Genomic DNA, 17,720 nt, shown 5'->3' with positions numbered 1-17,720 from the left:
CCGACCGCCGACCCAGCGCCAGCAACGAGACGGCACGGCCCCGGACACAGAGAAGGGCCGGTCCGGGACACAGGGAAGGGCCGGTCCGGGACACAGGGAAGGGCCGGTCCGGGACACAGGGAAGGGCCGGTCCGGGACACAGGGAAGGGCCGGTCCGGGAGGAAAACCCTCCCGGACCGGCCCTTCTGCCGGCTCCCCCCAGGCAGCCCTCAGACCTTCAGCTGGGTGAAGCGAATAGGATTCCCGAAGGGATCACGCAGAGCACAGTCGATCCCGTACGGACGCTCGGTGGGTTTCTCGGTGAACTCCACCCCTTTCCCGAGGAGCGTCTCGTAGGCTCTGCGGCAGTCGTCCGTCGTGAGGATGAACCAACCGCCCATGGCCCCCTTGGACACCGGTTCGCGCACCTGCTCCGCGGTCTCCTCCGACATCGCCGGCACGCCCGGCTTCTCCAGGAGGATCTGCCGCTCGGGGCGGCCGGGGACGCTCACGGTCAGCTGGCGCATGAACCCCATGTCGACGTCCGCGGTGACCTCAAGGCCGAGCTTGCCGACGGAGAAGTCGAGGGCCTCGTCCTGGTCGAGGACGAATATCTGCGAGTGCGTGATGGCGTTGAACATGGCACCGAGAGTGGACCCATCTGGCCCGCCACTGCCCCGAAAGCTGCTCCAACTCGGACGGCCGGCCGCACCTGCAGGCGCTCGTCCTGGTGCCGCACAGGGGCATCAACGCCGCGCGTGGCGGATCCTCAAGCGCCCGTACCCCATGGCACCGGAGATCCGGATCTTCGGCCCACCTGGACGGGGACGGCGCTGGGGCTTGTAGAGCAAGTCCTTCCACCCGGTCCGCAGGTTCTCGACGTCGACGATCGCGTCTCGAGGGACCGTGATCTTGGCTCCGCCGGTGCCGAGTCGCAACTCGATGTCGACCACCGCATGCTCGATGACGGCTCGGGAGAGATCCAAGCGCACCTTTCCGAATGCGGACTCGACCTTGAGACTCCGAGGTACCCGCCATGCGCCGCGCCGCCGGATCCGTCCGCCGGCGGCGGCAATCGTGGACGTGCTGCCCGCACTCTCCTCCGGAAGCGAGGCCACTGCCGACATGAGCTCGCTGCGCATCTCGGCGGTGAGGACCTGGTGGAGGCCTTCGTCCATCTCCTCGTGCGAGATGTCCCCGCCGGCGTACGCGTCCTGCAAGCGCCGCACGGCCGTGTCGCGGTCCTCTTCGGTGATCCGTGACGGCAAGTCCTCTGACGGATGGCTCACAGCCTCACCCTAGTGCCGTGCCGGTGATGCGAACACACCCGACAACGTGGCGCCTTCGGCCTGGAGTTGGGCACTGATCATCTCGGACTGATTCCCGAGGCGGCGGCAGCACATGACGTCGGCCCTCCTGCTGCGCGCGGCGCATTCGAGCCTGCGACACCCGGCTTCAGGGGTTCGCTCCCGCGCCTTCAGCGGCTGGCTGGTGCGAGACTCGAGCTGACGCCCTCAACCGTCCGGAGTCGCTGGAGTCCGGCGCCCTTGATGTCAGCCGTTGATGTCAGCCGTTGATGTCAGGGCGACCTCGCGTTCGCCTGGTTCCCACCCGCACCGCGCCACCGGGTCGGTGTCAGGGATGGTCCATCAGTCACACGTGCGTCGCCCGGCGCAGCAGACGGTCGACGTTCTCGCGGCTGCTTTCGTCGGTGGGGGTCTGGACGACGAGGCGGACGCCGGGGTGGTCGGTCAGTTCCATGCTGGTGGCACGCAGGCTCACTTCGCCGATCCCCGGGATGTCGTAGCGCTTGTCGCACAGGTGCGGGGGAGCGACGTCGTGTGTGGCCCAGAGCCGGGAGAACAGCGGGCTGGCGGTGCACAGACGGGCGACGAAGTCCTGCCATCGCGCGTCGCCCGCGTTCTGGCTGTAGCGGTAGCGGAACCCCGCCACGGCCTCGGGCGCCTGCTCCTCGCGGTTGACGATGCGCGGCTGCTCCTCCGGTGCCGCGAAGAGCTGCCAGAGGGTGTTGCGCCTGCCGGGCGGAGCACTGACCAGAGCGGGGTGCAGGGCCGCATACGCGCGGTTCCAGCGCAGCACGTCGGTGCGGCCGTCGACCAGCATGGCGGGCAACGGGTCCAGGGCTCCCAGGACGCTGTCGAGGTGGTCGGGGAGCTCGATCGGCGGATCACTGATGGCCGGAGGCTGGGGGACCTCGGCCAGACGGTAGAGGTGCTCACGCTCCGCGGCGCTCAGAAACAGCGTGCGGGCCACCGCGTCGAGCACCTGGGAGCTGACGTTGATCGGGCGCCCCTGCTCCAGCCACGTGTACCAGGTGATGCCGATACCGGCCAGCTGGGCGACCTCCTCGCGGCGCAGTCCGGGGGTGCGCCGACGGACCGTCGCGGGTATGCCGACGTCCTCGGGTGAGACCCGCGCGCGCCGTGAGCGCAGGAAATCCCGCAGTTCGGTCCGGTTCACGCTTGGCGGCACACGTCCACTGTGCCAGAGCCGGGAGACGTCGGCCTGGTGCTGCCAGTACCAGCATCAGCAGGCTCCTGGCACCGGTGTCAGCACAAGGCGCACGCTCGTACCGCCTGTGTTCCTCAGGACTTTTCGGGACGTCTCGCACCACGTTCCCGAAGGACGGCTACCCAGATGAACGGACGACGAGTTCCATGAGCAACGCGTTTCACGACAAGGTCGCGGTAGTGACGGGTGGAAGTGCCGGCATCGGGCACGTCACCGCGCGGAAGATCGCCGAAGGCGGCGGCACCGTCTACATCACGGGACGGGACCAGGACGCCGTGACGGCGGCGGCCGCGGACATCCCGGGTGATGTCACCGGGGTACGGGCCGACTCGCGCGCGGCCGACGACCTCGACCGGCTCTTCGCGCAGGTGGAGCGGCGCAGCGGCCGGCTGGACGCGCTGGTCGTCAACGCGGCGGCGATCGCGACCGCACCGCTGGGAACCATCACCGAGGACGTCATCAGGACGGTCTTCGACGTCAACATCACCGGCACGATCATGACCGTCCAGAAGGCACTGCCGCTGCTGGCGGACGGTGGCGTCATCGTCCTCACCGGCTCGATGGCCGCGCACAAGGCGTCGCGCGGGCGGAGTCTCTACGCGGCCTCCAAGGCCGGGGTCCGCGCTCTCGCCCGTACCTGGGCCCTTGAGCTGACCCCGCACGGGATCCGGGTGAACGTGGTGAGCCCGGGCCCGACGGACACGCCCAGCTTCGCGCAACTGGCCGCCACCGCCGAGGAACGCGAGGCGCTCATCACCACGATGGGCACCGGGACCCCGATGACCCGGGCCGGTACCCCGGAAGAGGTCGCCGCCGTGATCGCCTTCGTCGCCTCGGACGCGGCCTCCCACGTCAACGGCGCCGACTACCAGGTCGACGGCGGTTACGGCCAGGTCTGACACCCTCACGGGGCCGTCACGGACCACCCGGATACGGCCGAACGCCGGCGTGAGTGTGCTGACGCGGCCGACCAACAGATCCTCCTGTCGTCGAGGACCACACCGCACCAGTCCCCGCGTACGACGCCGTCCCATGGGCCAAGGCCCGGAATGCCGCGGGCGTCATGGTCGAGCTGCACTCCCACGATCCGCGTCACACGGGCACGTTGGCCTCGACGGCCGGGCCCAGCACGCGGGAGCCGATGACGCGGATGAGACACAGCAGCTTGCGGGCCGCGCTGATCTGTCAGCACATGACCAACGACCGTGACCGGGCCATCGCTGATCGACTCGGGACCATGATCCGTGGGGGAGAGGGAGGGGCCTCCGGCTGAAGGATGTGGCATCGACGTGGTGACCAGTGCCGCATCAGGCAACGTTCGCCCTGCTCACGACGTCACGAAGGTGCTCGTCTTCGGCATGTTCGTTCCACCGGATGATGCAGCAGCGGATCACGCTGCCAGCCTCTTCCGGCGGCCGACGCAGCCCGCGGTTCCTACGGTTCGAGTCATGGCTCGTTCTGACGATGTGCTGCCCGCGTTCTGGGATGCCGACAGCGACTATGGGGTGCAGCAGCCGCTGACTGACCAGGCTGTGCGGGACGCCGAGCGACTGCTCGATGGCACGCTCCCAGCCTCGCTGATCGATCTGTTGCGCGTTCAGGACGGCGGCCAGGTGACAGGTGCTCGGAACGCCTTCCGGACAGACAGGCAGACCTCTTGGAGTGAGGACCACGTCCCGTTCGACCATGTGAGGGGCAACGCTCACCGCAAAAGCCATAACACTCCTGAGCTGGCCCTTTTGGCGTCGTGGACCACTTGGTAGCACCCGGTGCTACCTTGACTGATATGAGCGGTCAGCCCGAAATCACCCAACGGGATCTGCGCAGCCGGTCCGGAGAGATCATGGATGCCGTACAGGGCGGTCAGTCGTTCACCGTCACCCGTGACGGACATCCGATCGGCCAGCTCGTCCCGCTGCGTCGCCGCCGCCGGTTCGTCTCCCGCCAGGAGTTCGCCGCGATGTCCAGGACCGCCCCCGGCATCGACCTTGGCAGGTTCCGCGCCGATCAGGACGCCACAGCCGACGCTTACCCGGACGATCCCTATGATCGCTGACCGCTCGACGCATCAGCAGGGCCTCCTCGACACCAACATCATGATTCTGCGCCGATGGGTGGCCCCGAGGAGCTACCGGACGAAATGGCGATCACCGCCATCATCCTGGCCGAGTTGTCCGCCGGTCCGCACGAGGTCCGTCGCAACGACGAACAGAGCAGCTACGACGAACACGCCGAACGCGCCCGCAGGCTCGACGTCCTGCAACGCGCCGAGAACGAGTTCGACCCCATCCCCTTCGATGCCGAAGCGGCCCGGTCTACGGCCGTATCTGTGCCGCGGTGATCAGCGCCGGCCGCAAGCCACGCCGCCGGGTGGCCGACCTGATGATCGCTGCCATCGCCGTGGCGGAGAACCTCCCTCTCTTCACCACCAACCCTGACGACTTCAAAGGGCTGGACGACCTCCTCACCGTCGTGCCGGTCACCCGCCCGAGGGTGCCCCACGAAGGCTGACGGCAGAGCACTGGTGCGGTGGAAGCACACCGGACTCCATGGTCCGCGCGCGACACGGATGTGATCACGCAACAGGGCCGGTTCGAGAGATCAAGCCCTTCGAACCGGCCCTGTGCCGTGTGCCCCCGGCAGGATTCGAACCTGCGACACCCGCTTTAGGAGAGCGGTGCTCTATCCCCTGAGCTACGAAGGCGGGGTTCCGTCGGTGGGCGTGTGCGCGGTGGGGGCGACATGTCCGTGGACGGGGTGGCGGGTCACCGGTGAGGGTGGGTTCGCCGCCGCCAGTGTAGCGGGTGGGCTGCGGTGTGTGTGGGGGGCATCGCGGCCGGTGCGGGGGTCAGTGGGTGTCGCGGCGGGCGAGGACCAGGCGGCCCACGGGGGTGGGGATCACCTTGACGTCGGTGAAGCCGGCGGTCTGGAATTCCTCGGCCAGGGATTCCGCGCGCACGACCGGGGGGATGCCGCGGCTGTCGGCGACGAGGGCGTCCAGGGCGGCGCTCAGGCGGGCGGAGGGGGAGTCGTCCGGGGGCGGGGCCAGTTCCTGGGCGAGGAGGAGGCCGCCGGGGGTGAGGGCGCGCCGGATGGCGGCGAGGGTGTCCGCGCGGGCGTCGTGGGGGAAGAAGGCCTGGGCCCAGTAGCAGACGGTGTAGGCGGCCTCGTCGTCGAGGTGCCGGGCGTCGGTGCGGCGTATGTCCACGCGGGAGGCCACGTCGGCGGCTTCCGCGCGGTCGCGCAGTTCCTCGGCGACGTCGGCGGCGCGTTCGACGGCGACGGCGTGGAGGGCCGGGTATGCCGTCAGGGTGCTGAGCAGGGCGCCGCCGATGCCGCTGCCCACGTCCAGGAGGGGACCGCCCGCGGACAACCGTTCGTGGTAGTCCGGCAGTTCGGCGTAGGCCATGCCGAACAGGGCGCGTGAGGCGTCCGTGGGGAGCATGCCCCAGTCGCGGGCGACGACCAGCGCGTCCTCCCGCCAGTCGTACGGCGTGCCGCTCGCCGAGAGCGCGGTGCGGACGCGGTCGCGGGAGGCGGCGACGGCGTCGAGGGCGATGTCCGTGCCCAGTCCGGAGGCGCCCGCCTGGAGGGCGGCGAAGTCACCGGTCAGGGTGTAGGCGGGGGGAGTGGTCCCGGCCTCGCGGATCACGTCGGCGGCGAGGAGGACCTCGACCGTCCGGCGGGCGCGCTCGGCCGGGACGCCGCCGAGGGCGGCGAGGTCCTCGACGGTGACGGGGCGGGCCAGTGCCTCCAGCCATCCCTCGGCGGAGGCCGCGCGCAGCAGGTCGAGCAGGTGGGCGCTCTCCGCCCACTGCCGCAGGCGGGCGCGGGCGCCCAGCGCCGCCTGCAGGGCCTCGAGGCTCTGCGGGTCCGGGGAGTCCGGGGAGACCGGTATCGGTTCGTTGTCGCTCATGGGCTCGTTTCCTTGGCCGTGGACGTCTTGCGTTGTCCAGGGAAGTCGTGGGGTCGATTGTGCCCGGCGGCCGGGGGTCACCAGGGCAGCGGGCCCTCGCGGTCGGTCAGTGTGCCGGTGGGGGTGTCGGGGCCCAGGGTGGCGAGGCGGACCGCCGCCTCCGCGCCCTCCTCGACGGTGTGGCCGACGCGGCCGGTGAACTCCGTCGCCGTCTGGCCGGGGTCGACCGCGTTGAAGCGGACCTCGGGGATCGTCCGGGCGTACTGCACGGTCAGCATGGTGACCGCGCTCTTCGAGGAGCCGTAGGCGGCGAGCGGGTAGCGGGACTCGACGCGCTCGGGGTCGTGGACGAGCGCGAACGAGCCGACCCCGCTGGTGACGTTGACGACGGACGGGGTGGCGGCCGACGCGCGCAGCAGGGGCAGGAAGGCGTGGGTGACGCGGACGAGTCCGAAGACGTTGGTCTCGTAGACGTGGCGTATCAGGTCCGCCGTCATGTCGGCGGGGGCGGTCACCTCGCCGAGGATGCCCGCGTTGTTGATCAGCACGTCCAGGTGGCCGACTTCGGCGCGCAGCGTCTCGACGGCCGCCTCGACCGAGGCGTCGTCGGTCACGTCCAACGGGACGAAGCCCGCGCCGAGCCGGTCCGCCGCTTCACGGCCGCGGCCGGCGTCCCGGGCGCCGATCCAGACCCGTTGGCCCGCTTCGACGAGCCGGCGGGCGATTTCGTGGCCGAGCCCCCTGTTGGCTCCGGTGACGAGTGTCGTGGTGGTTGTCGTGGGCATGGGCGTGGTCATGGGGTGCTCCGATGAGGGGGTGCTGCGGCAACAGGCGTCCGCGGGGGACTAGTTGGCGGGGCGGAAGGGGCGCAGCAGGCGGATGCCGTCCTCGATGGAGCCGTCGATCAGTTCCAGCATCTGCGGGACGAGTTCCCGCATCCGGGGGGCGGCGAGGTGGGAGTCGAGGTGGGCGCGGGTCTCCCAGCGCTCGTAGATGACGAACTCGCCGGGGCGGCCCTCGACTTCGTGGGCCTCGTAGTCGATGTTCCCGGGGTCGTTGCGGGAGGGCGTGACGGCGGCGGTGATGAACGCCTTGAGGTCGGCCTCGCGGCCGGGCCTCGCCTTGGCGTCCCAGATGACGGTGACGTAGCCCTGGGCGGTGGCGGTCATGGTGATACCTGTCTTTCGGGTCGGAGTGGCCGGGGGCCGGGTCGCCGGGTGTCCGCGTGTGTGCGGAGCCGGGGGGACGGCCCGGTGGCCGCTCGGGGTGGAGGACGGTGAGGAGAGCCGCGTCGACCGGGTCGGCGTCGACGGTCGCCCTGCCGCGTCCGTGTTGTCTCCACGATGGCCCGGCGGACGTGCCGGCAGCCTCCGTCAACCGACTGACAACTGTCGGCGGGTTGCTTACACCGGGTTGCTTACACCGGGTTGTGCGCAGCGGGTTCCCGCGTCGGGTCGCTCACTGCTTCGGTGGCGCGGACGGCGGCTCTTCCGGCGGCTGAGGGGAGGCGAGGGCGTCCCCGGCCTCGAGGGCGTCCCCGGCCGCGATGGTCTCGCGGGTCTCGCGGGTCTCGCGGGTCTCGCGGGTCTCGCGGGTCTCGCGGGTCTCGCGGGTCTCGCGGGTCTCGAGGGTCTCGAGGGCGTCGCGGAATTCCGCGCGGGAGGTGATCCCCAGCGTGCGGAAGACGCCGTACAGGTGCGAGGACACGGTGCGCGGGGAGAGGAACAGGCGCGAGACGATCTGCGGGTGGGACGGTCCCGGGGCGGCCGGCCTCGCGACCTCGGACTCCTGGAGGGTGAGGGCGGTGCGGGCCCTGCCCCGGCCCATACGCGGCCTGCCGGTGGCGCGGAGTTCCGCCGCCGCCCGGCCCTGCCACGTGCGGGCACCGAGCTCCTCGCGGCCCCGGCCGACCAGCCCGGCCACTGCGGTCGTTCCGGTGGTGCCTTCGGCCGCTCCGGCTGCTTCGGCCCTTCCGGCCAGGTCGAGGCTCGCCGCCGTCTCCGACACCGCTGTCACCGCTCCGCTCGCCTCGCGCCCGCCCCGTTCCCCCGCCCGATGCCCGGCTCGCGGCGCGGACCGGGCATCGGGCGGGGGCGGGGGTCAGGGGCGCGGTGGCACGCCGGTGGCTACGGCTGCTCCAGGGTGCGGGTGATGCCGGCGCCGCTCGCGAGCGGGATCGTGGCCAGCAGGTCCGGGGGCAGGTCGAAGGCCTCGGCGAGGGTGGGCAGGTGGGGGGCCGCCTCGGCGGTGGCCGTGTCGAGGGCACGGGGCAGGGCCCGTACCTGGTCGGGGGTGAGGAGGCCCTCGGCCAGCAGGTCGCCGGTGTGCTCGCGCAGGCGGCGCAGCAGGAAGACGCGGCACAGGGCGCGCAGGAGGGCGCGGGCCGTGGGGTCCGTTGCCCGGTCGGCGGCGGCGAGGAAGGCGTCGGCGGCCGTACGGCAGGCGTGGGCCTCGACCATCTCCAGCGCCGGGGTCGACGTGGCGTTCCAGCGGCCCGTCGGGTCGCCCGAGGGGCCCTCGCGCAGGGCGGTGCGGGCACGTTTCTGCCAGAGCGACTCGGCGTGCGTCAGCAGGTCGCGCAGGAAGGCCGGGTCGTCCACGTCGCCGGGGGCGGTGCGGGCGGGCGGGAGCGGGACGGTGTGGCCGAAGACCATCTCCGAGGCGGCCTTGACCCAGATCACCAGGTTGTCGCCCTCGGCCGTGATGCCGCCCTCGATGTTGGCCGGCAGGTCGGAGATGCCGTTGGCCGGGAACAGGCCCTGGGCGCCGCAGCGTTCGCGGCACTCGATGGCGATGTCCCGGGCCTGCCAGGTGATCCAGCCCTTCGCGACCGCAGCGAGTCGCTCGATCTCCTCCCGGTCCTCCCGGTCCTCCCGGTCCTCCCGGTCCTCCCGGTCCTCCCGGTCCTCCCGGTCCTCCCGGTCCCCTCGGCCCGTCCCGTCGGCCCGGTCCTCCCGCCCTGCGTCGGCGGCCCCGGCGGCCCAGTCGGCCCGGTGGCCCTCACCGTCGCCCAGGCCGGCGAAGCGGTCCACCACCTCGCGGTGCAGGAACGTCATCGCGTACGCCGTCGCCAGGGCGTCGAGCAGTCGGCCGTGGTGGCTGCGGTGGGCGGCGACCGGCAGGCGCTCGCCCGCGCGCGGCCCGGAGATACGGCGGCTGTGGGCGTGCCGGACGGCGATGGTGAGGGCCGCGCGGGCCATGCCCAGCGTGCCCGCGCTCATGCACAGCTTGCCCATCGTGACCCGGCCTATGGAGCGCAGGAACCGCTTGCGCCGGTTGCCGAGCACGCTGGTCAGCGAGCCCTCGGGAGTGAGCCGCCCGTGCTCGCCCTGGAGCAGCGCCTCGTGCGGCAGCCGTACGTGCGTGAAGGAGGTCAGGCAGTGGTCGACGGGCGTGCCGGTGCGGTCGGGCAGGCGGCGGACCCTGATGCCGGGCAGATGACCGTGCTCGTCGCTGAGCGGGGTGAGGAAGAGGAAGATGCCCTGGTCCTCGCCGTCGACGAGCAGCCGGGCGGCGACTACGGCCGTCTTGGGACCGCCGGTCAGGCTGGTGTTGGGCATGAACTTGGCCGCGCCCGGCGTGGGCGTGTGCAGGTCGAAGCCGCCGCGCTCGCGGTCCAGTACGGCGACGGTCTCCATCGCGGCGACATCGTTGCCGTGCTCCAGCTCCGTGCACAGGAAGGTGCCGACGCGGCGCATGGCGGTGAAGGGGGACAGGTCGTGGTCATGGGCGAGGTCGTGGTCGACGAGGCTGCCCAGGAACAGGTTGTAGTGGATGCTCGCCAGCGTCGTCAGGCCGCCGTCCACCGGGCCGATCCACTCGTGCAGCGCGGCCAGCCGGTGCGGGTCGGCCGCGAACCGCGCCGGGGCGGCGGGGTCCTCGGCGGTCAGGACGTCGTTGAGGAGGCGCAGTCGCTCGTACGAGAGCGCGGCCCGCTCGGCGGGGGCGAGACCGGGGCGGTAGGTGAAGGCCGGGCCGCCGAGGAGTCGCCGCCAGGTGCCGTGGGTACGGTCGGGGTCGGGGCCCGCGAAGAGCAGGCGCGTCAGGTCCGCCCGTGCGTCGGCCGTCGCGGTCCCCGCGCCCGGGAGCGCGTCCGCGTCCCGCGAGACGTCCGACGAGGCGTCCCGCGTGGCGTCGTGCGAGACGTCCTGCGTGGCGTCCTGCGTGACGTCCCGTTCGGCGGTCGTCGTGGCGCCCGGCGCGGACGGCGATCCCGGTTCCGGTCCTCCCGCCGGGGGCGGGGGCACGCGGCGGGATGCTTCCGTCCGTAAGGCCTCGGACGTCGTGACGGTCATCGGGTTCCCCCCTGGGGTGGGTCTCCTGGTGTGCAGCGGCCGTGAGGACAAGGTCGCGGAATGTTTCGATCCGGGACCCGGATGATGAAGATAAGGACCGGCCGGTTTTCTTATCAAGGCCCACATCCGGCATATGCCCCACCGAATTGTGAAGATCGGCCGCTCCCGGCGGTCCCGGGGGACGGAATCGAGGTGCGCAATCGGGCGCAACCGGGGCATCGGCCACGGTTCCCGGCAGGGTTGAAAAAACCGTGCGGCTGGTTTTACTGTCCGTGGATCCTTGAACGAGACAAACGGGGCGGGGTGCGTGTGGCGCGGCAGGAACGGGCCATCCGGACGCGGCAGGCCATCCTGGTCGCCGCGGCGGAGGTGTTCGACGAGGTCGGATACGAGGCGGCGACCATCTCCGACGTGCTGCGGCGCTCCGGAGTCACCAAGGGAGCCCTCTACTTCCACTTCGCGTCCAAGCAGGCGCTGGCCCAGGAGGTGCTGGCCGCGCAGGTCTCCACCCTGCCCCGGGTGCCGGCTCAGGATCTGAAGCTCCAGGAGTCCCTGGACGAGGCGCTGTTGCTCGCCCACCTGCTGCAGAGCGGCACCGGCGACCCCATCGTCCAGGGCAGCGTCCGGCTGACGGTGGACCAGGGCTCGGCCAAGGACCAGCTCAACCGCCGGGTGCCGATGCAGGACTGGACCGCGCACAACCAGTCGCTGTTCGAGGAGGCCAAGCGGCAGGGCGAGATCCTCGCGCACGTCGACGTCGCCGCCCTGGCACGGCTGTTCGTCGGGGCGTTCACCGGTGTGCAGGTGCTCTCCCGGATCATGACCGAGCGCGCGGACCTCCCCGAACGCGTCACCGACCTCTACCGCTACCTGATGCCGGCCGTCGCCGCGCCCGGGGTCCTCGTCCGCCTCGACTTCTCCGCCGAGCGCGGACCGAAGGTGTACGAGGCCGCGCTCCGCCTGCGCGAGGCGGAGGCCGAGGCCGCCGGCCCCGGCTGACCCGTGCCCGGGGCCCCGGAGCCCGCCCCGCGGTCCGTCCGCCTCCCGCCCCGCCCGCTCGCCCCCGTCCCGCCCACACGTCTCCGCCCCCCGTTCCCCCCCCCCCGTTCCCCACATCCCCCGTAGCCGCACGTCCCCCCACAGCCCCACGCGCCTGCCCCGCCCTCGCAGTCACTCGCCACGTCACCAGGCCACGCCAGCCCGACCGAACGGAGTGCACGGATGGACCAGGACGTCTGCCCCTACGCCCTCGACATCGCCGGACGCGACCCGGCCGGGGAGGCCGCGCGCCTGCGGGCCGTGGGCCCCGCCGCCCCCGTCGAACTGCCCGGCGGCGTCACCGCCTGGGCAGTCGTGCGGCGGAAGTACCTCAAGCGGCTGCTCATGGACCCCCGCGTGTCCAAGGACGGCCGCCGGCACTGGCCGGCGTTCGCGGCCGGGGAGATCGGCCCGGACTGGCCGCTGTATCCGTGGGTGGCCAACGAGAACATGCTGTTCTCCTACGGGGAGCACCACGCGCGACTGCGCCGGATGGTCGCCGCCGCGTTCACCGCCCGCCGTACGCAGGCCCTGCGGCCGCGGATCGAGGAACTCACCGAGGCGCTGCTGGACCGGCTGGCCGGACTGCCCGCAGGGCAGGAGGTCGACCTGCGCGCGGAGTTCGCCAACGTGCTGCCGATGCACGTGATCTGCGAACTGTTCGGGGTCGCCGAGGAGTCGCGCGAGCGGCTGTGCGGCCTGCTGGACCTGGTGTTCGGCACCGCCGTGCCCGGCGCGGAGATGGCGGCGGCGCAGCGGGAGGTGTTCGGCATGCTCGCCGAACTGGTCGCCGAGAAGCGGGCCCGCCCCGGCGAGGACCTCACCTCCGCGCTCATCGCGGTGCGCGACGACGAGCCGGCGGCCCCCGGAGCGGAGGCGGCCCGCCTCACCGAGCCCGAACTGCTCGGCACCCTCTACCTGATGATCGCCGCCGGGCAGGAGACCACCTGCACCCTCCTGACCAACGCGGTCGCCGCGCTCTGCGCCGACCCGGAACAGCGCGCGCACGTCCGCGAGGGGCGGGTGGACTGGGCCGACGTGGTCGAGGAGACCCTGCGGGCGCACGGTCCGGCCGCCTACTCGCCGATGCGGTTCGCCGTGGAGGACATCGACCTGGACGGCGTCCGCATCGCCCGCGGTGACCCGATCCTGGTCAACTTCGCCGCGGCGGCCGTCGATCCGGAGGCGCACGGCGAGGGCGAGGAGGCCGGGGACGGCGACGGCGGGGGCGGCGTCGGGGAGGGCGGCGGGGACGGCGGGGGCGCGGCCGTCTTCGACCTGATGCGGCCCGGGCGCCGCGAGGACCTCGACTTCGGGTACGGGGTGCACCGCTGCCTGGGCGCGCCGCTGGCCCGGTTGGAGGCGACCACCGCGCTCTCGGCCCTCTTCGCCCGCTTCCCCGATCTGGAGTCTGTTCTTCCGGTGGAGGAACTGGGGCGGGTGCCGTCCTTCATCGTCAGCGGGTACGCCCGGCTCCCGGTCGTGCTGCGTACCGTCTGAACTGGGGCGCAGGGGTGGCCGGCCGCTGCGCGGAGCGTGCGCCCGGAGCGTGTCCGCGCACGGTCACCGCTGTCTCACACTTCGTACGCCCGCTTGAAAACAGCGCAAACGGTTTGTTAGTTTCGCTCGACCCTCCAGCAGCCCGGAGCGACCGATGGCCAAGCAGGAACGTGCGGTACGTACGCGGAACGCCCTGATCGAGTCCGCCGCCGAACTGTTCACCCGGGACGGTTTCGAACTCGCCTCCCTCGCGGGGATCAGCTCCCGGGCCGGGGTGAGCAACGGTGCGCTGCACTTCCACTTCGCCAGCAAGGCGGCCCTCGCGGCGGCGGTGGGCCGGGCGGCGGCCGAACGGTTCGACCGGATGACGTCGGCGGAAAGGCCGTTGCCCCAGTACGGGGGCTCGCTGCAGGCGCTCGTCGACGCCAGTCACGCCCTCCTGGACGGACTCGCGCACGATGTCGTGCTGCGGGCCGGCTTCGACCTCAGCGACGGCTCGGCGGTGGGCCCGGGGGAGCCGCGGGAGGACCTGTACGCGCGCTGGCGGGAGTGGGTGGAGCGGGCCGCCGCCCGAGCCGGGCGGGAGGCACTGCTGGCCGGTGACGTCCAGCCCCGCGACCTGGCGACCGCGGTCGTGGGCGCGACGGTCGGTTTCGCCGCGCTCGGCGGGCACGACGGACGCTGGCTGGGCCGGCCCACCCTGACCCGGTTCTGGACGCTGCTGCTGCCGCGGGTGGCCTCGGGCACGGTGCGGCGCGTGCTGGTGCCGGCGGGACGGCGGCCCGAGGCGGCGGGCGGCACGCCGCCGTTCACCGGCCGCGTGCCCCGGCCGACCCCGGCAGCCCCCCTCGCGCCGTAGCTCCGGGCGCCCTCGCGCCGCGGTCCCGGCCTGTGGGGCCCGCGCGGCTCCCCGTAGGGCCCGCTCAGTCCCGATCCGTGGGGCCCGCCCAGGCCCGCCCCTCCCGCCCTCGGCGGCGCCTGACGCCGGCGCCCCGGGCACCCAGGGGCCCTCGCACCCCCGGGCCCCCTCGTGCCGTGACCCTGGGCCCCCGGCGCCGCAGCCCCGGCCCGCAGCAGGCCCCGCACCCGCCCACGTCCGCCCCTCCCGCCCTCGGCCGGCTTCCGCCCCGCCCCCGGGCTCAGACGCTCGGCACCCGCCGGAACCGTCCCGTCACGTGCAGGTCCGCCTCGATGCGGGCGGCCGTCTCGCGCAGCGGGGGCAGGATCTCCCGCTCGCCGTCCTCGGCGGTGCGGCGGCCGCTGTGCATGGCGACGTTGACGGCGGCGACCACGCGTCCCTCGCGGTCCCGCACCGGCACGGCCACCGAGCGCAGCCCCTCCTCCAGCTCGCCGTCGACCACCGCGTACCCCTGGCGCCGTACCCGGTCCAGTTCCGTCCGCAGCCGCTCCGGGTCGGTGATCGTGCGCCGGGTCGGGGCCGGCAGGGCGGGCGGCAGGTGCGGCTCGGGGAGGCCGGCCAGCAGGACGCGGCCCAGCGCGGTCGGGTGGGCGGGCAGCCGGGTGCCGACCGAGACGCGGACGCTCATCACGCGGCTCACCGAGGCACGGGCGACGTACTGGACCTCCTGCTCGCCGGTGAGGACCGCGAGCGAGGACGATTCGTGCAGGCGGTGCGAGAGCGCCGTCAGATGCGGGTCGGCGATGTCGGCGAGGGTCGTGCGGGACAGCGGCGGGAAGCCGAGGCCCAGGACCCGCGGGGTGAGCCGGAACCCGCGGCCGTGCGCGGTGACGCAGCCCAGGTGGCGCAGGGTGATGAGGGCCCGGCGGGCGGTGGCCCGGGGCAGGCCGGTGGCCTCGGCGACCTCGCTCAGCGTCAGTTCGGCGCGGCCCTCCCCGAAGGCCGTGATCACGGTCAGCCCCCGCGCGAGCGACTCCACGAACTCCCGCCCCAGCTCCTGCTTGGACGCGCCGGTCCACCCCGCCAGCCCGGAGGCCGGGGCGGGGGAGGGCACGGCCGGCGGGGCGGCGGCCAGTTCCCGCTCCATCGCGGCGACCGCCGTGCGCAGCCGGGGCAGCAGGCTCACGCGCAGGTCCTCGGCGGTGTGCCGGCGGGTGTGGCTGACGACGCTCACCACGCAGGCGATGCGGCCCGGGGCACCGTCGCCCGCCACCTCCCGAGCCGGCCCGTGCGCGGGCGTCCGTACCGGCATCGACAGGGCGACCAGACCGGGCTCGATCAGCTGGTCGTCCAGTGCCCAGCCCTCCCGGGCGGCCGCGGCGGCGCGCTCCTCGAAGTCGTCGCCCGGGGCCACGCCGACGGAGCCGGCCGAGGGGCGGCTGCGGGCCGGGACCGCCGGGAAGCCGCGGTCCTCGGGATCCGCCGCGCGGCGGGCGCGCCAGCGCGCCCAGTCCTCCGCGTCCCACTCGGTGGCGAACAGCGGCCCCGGGGCGGTGCGTTCGGCGGGCAGCAGATCGCCGATGCGGAAGCTGAGCGACATCGCGCGGCGCCGGGTGGCCTGGTGGATGAAGCGGATGCCGTCCCGGTCGGGGACGGCGAGCGAGACGGACTCGTCGAGCTCGTCCGCGAGCGCGTCCGCGTGGGCGTCCAGCAGGCCGGGCAGCCGCAGGGCCGCGAGGTAGGCGTTGCCCAGCTCCGCGAGGCGGGGGGCCACGAGGACGTCACGGTGCTCCAGGCGCACGTAGCCCATGCGGGCGAGGGTGGCGGTCACGCGGTCCACGGTGGAGCGGGCGAGGGCGCAGGAGCGCTCCAGGGCGCTGAGGCTGCAGGCGCCGTCGGCCTCGGTGAGGCGGCGGAGGACGGTGATGCCGCGGATGAGCGGTGCGACGGCCTCCGGGGGGACGCCGTGAGCGTCCTCCCGGGAGCCGTCCTCCCGGGTGGGAGCGGGGTTCGGGGCCATGAGGCCACGGTAGTGCGGGTGCGGCGGGGCGGCCGGGGGAGACGCCCCGCCGCGGCCCCGTCCCCGCCCTCGTCCCCCCGGGATCGGACGGCCGGTCCGTCACGCGCCTCGTCCCCCGGGGATCGGATGGCCGGTCCGTCACGCGCCTCGTCCCCCGGGATCGGACGGCCGGTCCGTCACGCGCCTCGTCCCCCGGGATCGGACGGCCGGTCCGTCACGCGCCTCATCCCCCCGCCCGCCTCCTCACCCCGCCCGCCTCATCCCCTCGTCACCCGTATCCGGTAGTTGCCCCCGCGGTCCTTGGGCAGGACCGTCATCGTGAGGTGGCGGGTGCGGTCGCGGAAGGTGTCGCCGGGTGTGAAGGCGGCGTCGGAGAGTTCCGCCTGGACGTTGGGGCTGCGGGTGCAGCCGCCGCTGTCGCGGCGGGCGTCGCGCACGGTGACGGGCCCGTTGCCGGTGTCGACGTCCGCGTCGACCCGGTAGACCAGGATTCCCGGCCGGCACACCGCGGCGTCGTTGCCCTCCTGGGTGCGCAGTTCCAGCGCGTACCCGGTGCGCTCGCCGAGCGGTACGACGACCAGCTTGACCCCGCCCGCGCGGGCCAGCGGCGTGAGTGTGTACTCGCTGCTGCCGCGGCCCGCCGCGCACCGCACCTGCGTGTCCGTCAGCCAGCCCAGCTTCCACTTGTGCCAGCCGAGCAGGTCGTTCCCGGCGCCCCAGTCCTCGCTCATGATGTCCCAGTGCCCGACGGAGCCGCCGCCGTCCTGGGTGTAGAGGTCGGGCAGCCCGAAGACGTGCCCGTTCTCGTGCGGCAGCACCCGGTAGCCGGTGGAGCCGTAGGAGCCGGAGCCGTCGTCCTGGCGGCTGTAGACGAAGGAGGCGTTGGCCACCGGCACACCGTCGGCGACCGGGGCGTCCGCGTTGCCGGCGAACGTCACCGAGAGCACCGTGTCCAGCGCGGAGGGGCCGGCGTTCGGCGTGACCAGGACGTTGAGCAGGTCGTAGGAGCGGAAGTCCACCTCCGGGTCGGCCTCGGCCACGAGGTCCTCGACCAGGTCGCGATAGGCGGGTTCGAAGGGGGCGCCGCGCTCTATCCCGTACGCCTTGAACGGCTTGGGCATCCGCAGCCAGTGCCGGACGGGTGTCGCGGGGCGGTAGTCGAGGCGGCCGTAGGAGCTGGTGGCGAACCACTTCCTGGTCTGAGGGAAGAACTCCCGGAAGCGGTCCATGGCCGTCCCCTCGCCGGGCGCGTCGGAGAAGTCGATCATCAGGGTGAGGGCGTGCACGGTGCCGGTGGAGCGGGCGTAGCCGGGGGCGGTGCGCAGTCCCTCCGACATCTGGACGTCGTCCTCACCGGCGAGGGCGCAGGAACCGAGCGAGGCGGCCCGGGCCGGGGCCGCGGGACCCGCCGTCGTGGTGCCGGCCGGGAGCCGGGCGGCGCCGGAGGCGGAGACGGCCAGGGTCAGCGCGGCGACCGAGGCGAGGGCGGCGGCGCGGCGCGGGCGTATCCGGTGGCGCGGGCGTATCCGGCACTGGGACGACGGCACAGGCGACCCCTCCGCTCCACGGCAGCCACCCGGC

Annotated in this window: 16 protein-coding genes, 1 tRNA gene and 1 pseudogene; 7 read left to right on the top strand and 11 right to left on the bottom strand. The window is 73.2% G+C overall.

Annotated elements, in window-relative coordinates:
- Positions 1 to 209: 209 nt before the first annotated feature.
- The 3 genes from OHB09_RS13815 to OHB09_RS13805 form a co-directional block, all read right to left on the bottom strand.
- Positions 210 to 620 carry a VOC family protein gene (locus OHB09_RS13815; protein ID WP_328922045.1) on the bottom strand — a complete coding sequence of 137 codons (411 nt, stop codon included), beginning with the start codon at positions 618 to 620 and terminating at the stop codon, positions 210 to 212.
- A 105-nt stretch (positions 621 to 725) separates the two neighbouring features.
- On the bottom strand, positions 726 to 1,268 hold the full coding sequence (locus OHB09_RS13810) for a DUF1707 SHOCT-like domain-containing protein (RefSeq protein ID WP_040897039.1): 543 nt from the start codon (positions 1,266 to 1,268) through the stop codon (positions 726 to 728).
- 364 nt (positions 1,269 to 1,632) lie between these two features.
- Positions 1,633 to 2,472 carry a helix-turn-helix transcriptional regulator gene (locus OHB09_RS13805; RefSeq protein ID WP_328922044.1) on the bottom strand — a complete coding sequence of 280 codons (840 nt, stop codon included), beginning with the start codon at positions 2,470 to 2,472 and terminating at the stop codon, positions 1,633 to 1,635.
- 185 nt (positions 2,473 to 2,657) lie between these two features.
- Between OHB09_RS13805 and OHB09_RS13800 the strand changes: the two genes are divergently transcribed.
- From OHB09_RS13800 to OHB09_RS13780, 4 genes and pseudogenes are all read left to right on the top strand, one after another.
- Positions 2,658 to 3,410 carry an SDR family NAD(P)-dependent oxidoreductase gene (locus tag OHB09_RS13800; RefSeq protein ID WP_328922043.1) on the top strand — a complete coding sequence of 251 codons (753 nt, stop codon included), beginning with the start codon at positions 2,658 to 2,660 and terminating at the stop codon, positions 3,408 to 3,410.
- 390 nt (positions 3,411 to 3,800) lie between these two features.
- Complete coding sequence (locus tag OHB09_RS13790; protein ID WP_328922042.1) at positions 3,801 to 4,274, top strand: SMI1/KNR4 family protein; 474 nt, start codon at positions 3,801 to 3,803, stop codon at positions 4,272 to 4,274.
- A gap of 23 nt (positions 4,275 to 4,297) precedes the next feature.
- Complete coding sequence (locus OHB09_RS13785; protein ID WP_191891569.1) at positions 4,298 to 4,567, top strand: type II toxin-antitoxin system Phd/YefM family antitoxin; 270 nt, start codon at positions 4,298 to 4,300, stop codon at positions 4,565 to 4,567.
- Positions 4,557 to 5,022 (top strand): annotated as a pseudogene (locus tag OHB09_RS13780) (PIN domain-containing protein). Before OHB09_RS13785 ends, OHB09_RS13780 begins: the two are co-directional and overlap by 11 nt.
- Before the next feature lie 120 nt (positions 5,023 to 5,142).
- On the opposite strand, the gene OHB09_RS13775 reads toward OHB09_RS13780, so the two are convergent.
- The 6 genes from OHB09_RS13775 to OHB09_RS13750 form a co-directional block, all read right to left on the bottom strand.
- Positions 5,143 to 5,215: transfer RNA gene (locus OHB09_RS13775), tRNA-Arg, on the bottom strand.
- 144 nt (positions 5,216 to 5,359) lie between these two features.
- Positions 5,360 to 6,427 carry an SAM-dependent methyltransferase gene (locus tag OHB09_RS13770; RefSeq protein ID WP_328922041.1) on the bottom strand — a complete coding sequence of 356 codons (1,068 nt, stop codon included), beginning with the start codon at positions 6,425 to 6,427 and terminating at the stop codon, positions 5,360 to 5,362.
- Positions 6,428 to 6,504: 77 nt separating this feature from the next.
- The gene (locus OHB09_RS13765; protein ID WP_234552136.1) at positions 6,505 to 7,224 is read right to left on the bottom strand and encodes an SDR family NAD(P)-dependent oxidoreductase; all 720 of its coding nucleotides are present in this window, start codon (positions 7,222 to 7,224) and stop codon (positions 6,505 to 6,507) included.
- Between the two features lie 48 nt (positions 7,225 to 7,272).
- Positions 7,273 to 7,596 (bottom strand): putative quinol monooxygenase, encoded by a 324-nt coding sequence (locus OHB09_RS13760; RefSeq protein ID WP_006143922.1) that lies wholly within the window; start codon positions 7,594 to 7,596, stop codon positions 7,273 to 7,275.
- A 289-nt stretch (positions 7,597 to 7,885) separates the two neighbouring features.
- Positions 7,886 to 8,443: a helix-turn-helix domain-containing protein gene (locus tag OHB09_RS13755; protein WP_328922040.1), complete on the bottom strand. Its 558-nt coding sequence runs from the start codon at positions 8,441 to 8,443 to the stop codon at positions 7,886 to 7,888.
- Positions 8,444 to 8,553: 110 nt separating this feature from the next.
- Positions 8,554 to 10,722, bottom strand: coding sequence for an acyl-CoA dehydrogenase family protein (locus OHB09_RS13750; protein WP_328922039.1), 2,169 nt, complete (start codon positions 10,720 to 10,722; stop codon positions 8,554 to 8,556).
- A 309-nt stretch (positions 10,723 to 11,031) separates the two neighbouring features.
- Between OHB09_RS13750 and OHB09_RS13745 the strand changes: the two genes are divergently transcribed.
- The 3 genes from OHB09_RS13745 to OHB09_RS13735 all read left to right on the top strand — a co-directional run bounded on the left by OHB09_RS13745 (position 11,032) and on the right by OHB09_RS13735 (position 14,119).
- Positions 11,032 to 11,721 carry a ScbR family autoregulator-binding transcription factor gene (locus OHB09_RS13745; RefSeq protein ID WP_006143919.1) on the top strand — a complete coding sequence of 230 codons (690 nt, stop codon included), beginning with the start codon at positions 11,032 to 11,034 and terminating at the stop codon, positions 11,719 to 11,721.
- A 222-nt stretch (positions 11,722 to 11,943) separates the two neighbouring features.
- Positions 11,944 to 13,260: a cytochrome P450 family protein gene (locus tag OHB09_RS13740; RefSeq protein WP_191854945.1), complete on the top strand. Its 1,317-nt coding sequence runs from the start codon at positions 11,944 to 11,946 to the stop codon at positions 13,258 to 13,260.
- A gap of 154 nt (positions 13,261 to 13,414) precedes the next feature.
- Positions 13,415 to 14,119 (top strand): ScbR family autoregulator-binding transcription factor, encoded by a 705-nt coding sequence (locus tag OHB09_RS13735; RefSeq protein WP_167795284.1) that lies wholly within the window; start codon positions 13,415 to 13,417, stop codon positions 14,117 to 14,119.
- A gap of 280 nt (positions 14,120 to 14,399) precedes the next feature.
- On the opposite strand, the gene OHB09_RS13730 is transcribed toward OHB09_RS13735, so the two are convergent.
- Positions 14,400 to 16,139, bottom strand: a complete 1,740-nt coding sequence (locus OHB09_RS13730) for an IclR family transcriptional regulator domain-containing protein (RefSeq protein ID WP_006143916.1) — start codon at positions 16,137 to 16,139, stop codon at positions 14,400 to 14,402.
- 257 nt (positions 16,140 to 16,396) lie between these two features.
- Positions 16,397 to 17,686, bottom strand: coding sequence for a M6 family metalloprotease domain-containing protein (locus tag OHB09_RS13725; RefSeq protein WP_319351296.1), 1,290 nt, complete (start codon positions 17,684 to 17,686; stop codon positions 16,397 to 16,399).
- Positions 17,687 to 17,720 lie beyond the last annotated feature (34 nt).

The sequence above is a fragment of the Streptomyces griseoaurantiacus genome (assembly GCF_036189845.1).
Lineage (GTDB): Bacteria > Actinomycetota > Actinomycetes > Streptomycetales > Streptomycetaceae > Streptomyces > Streptomyces griseoaurantiacus.
This window is presented reverse-complemented; position numbering and strand designations above follow the sequence as displayed.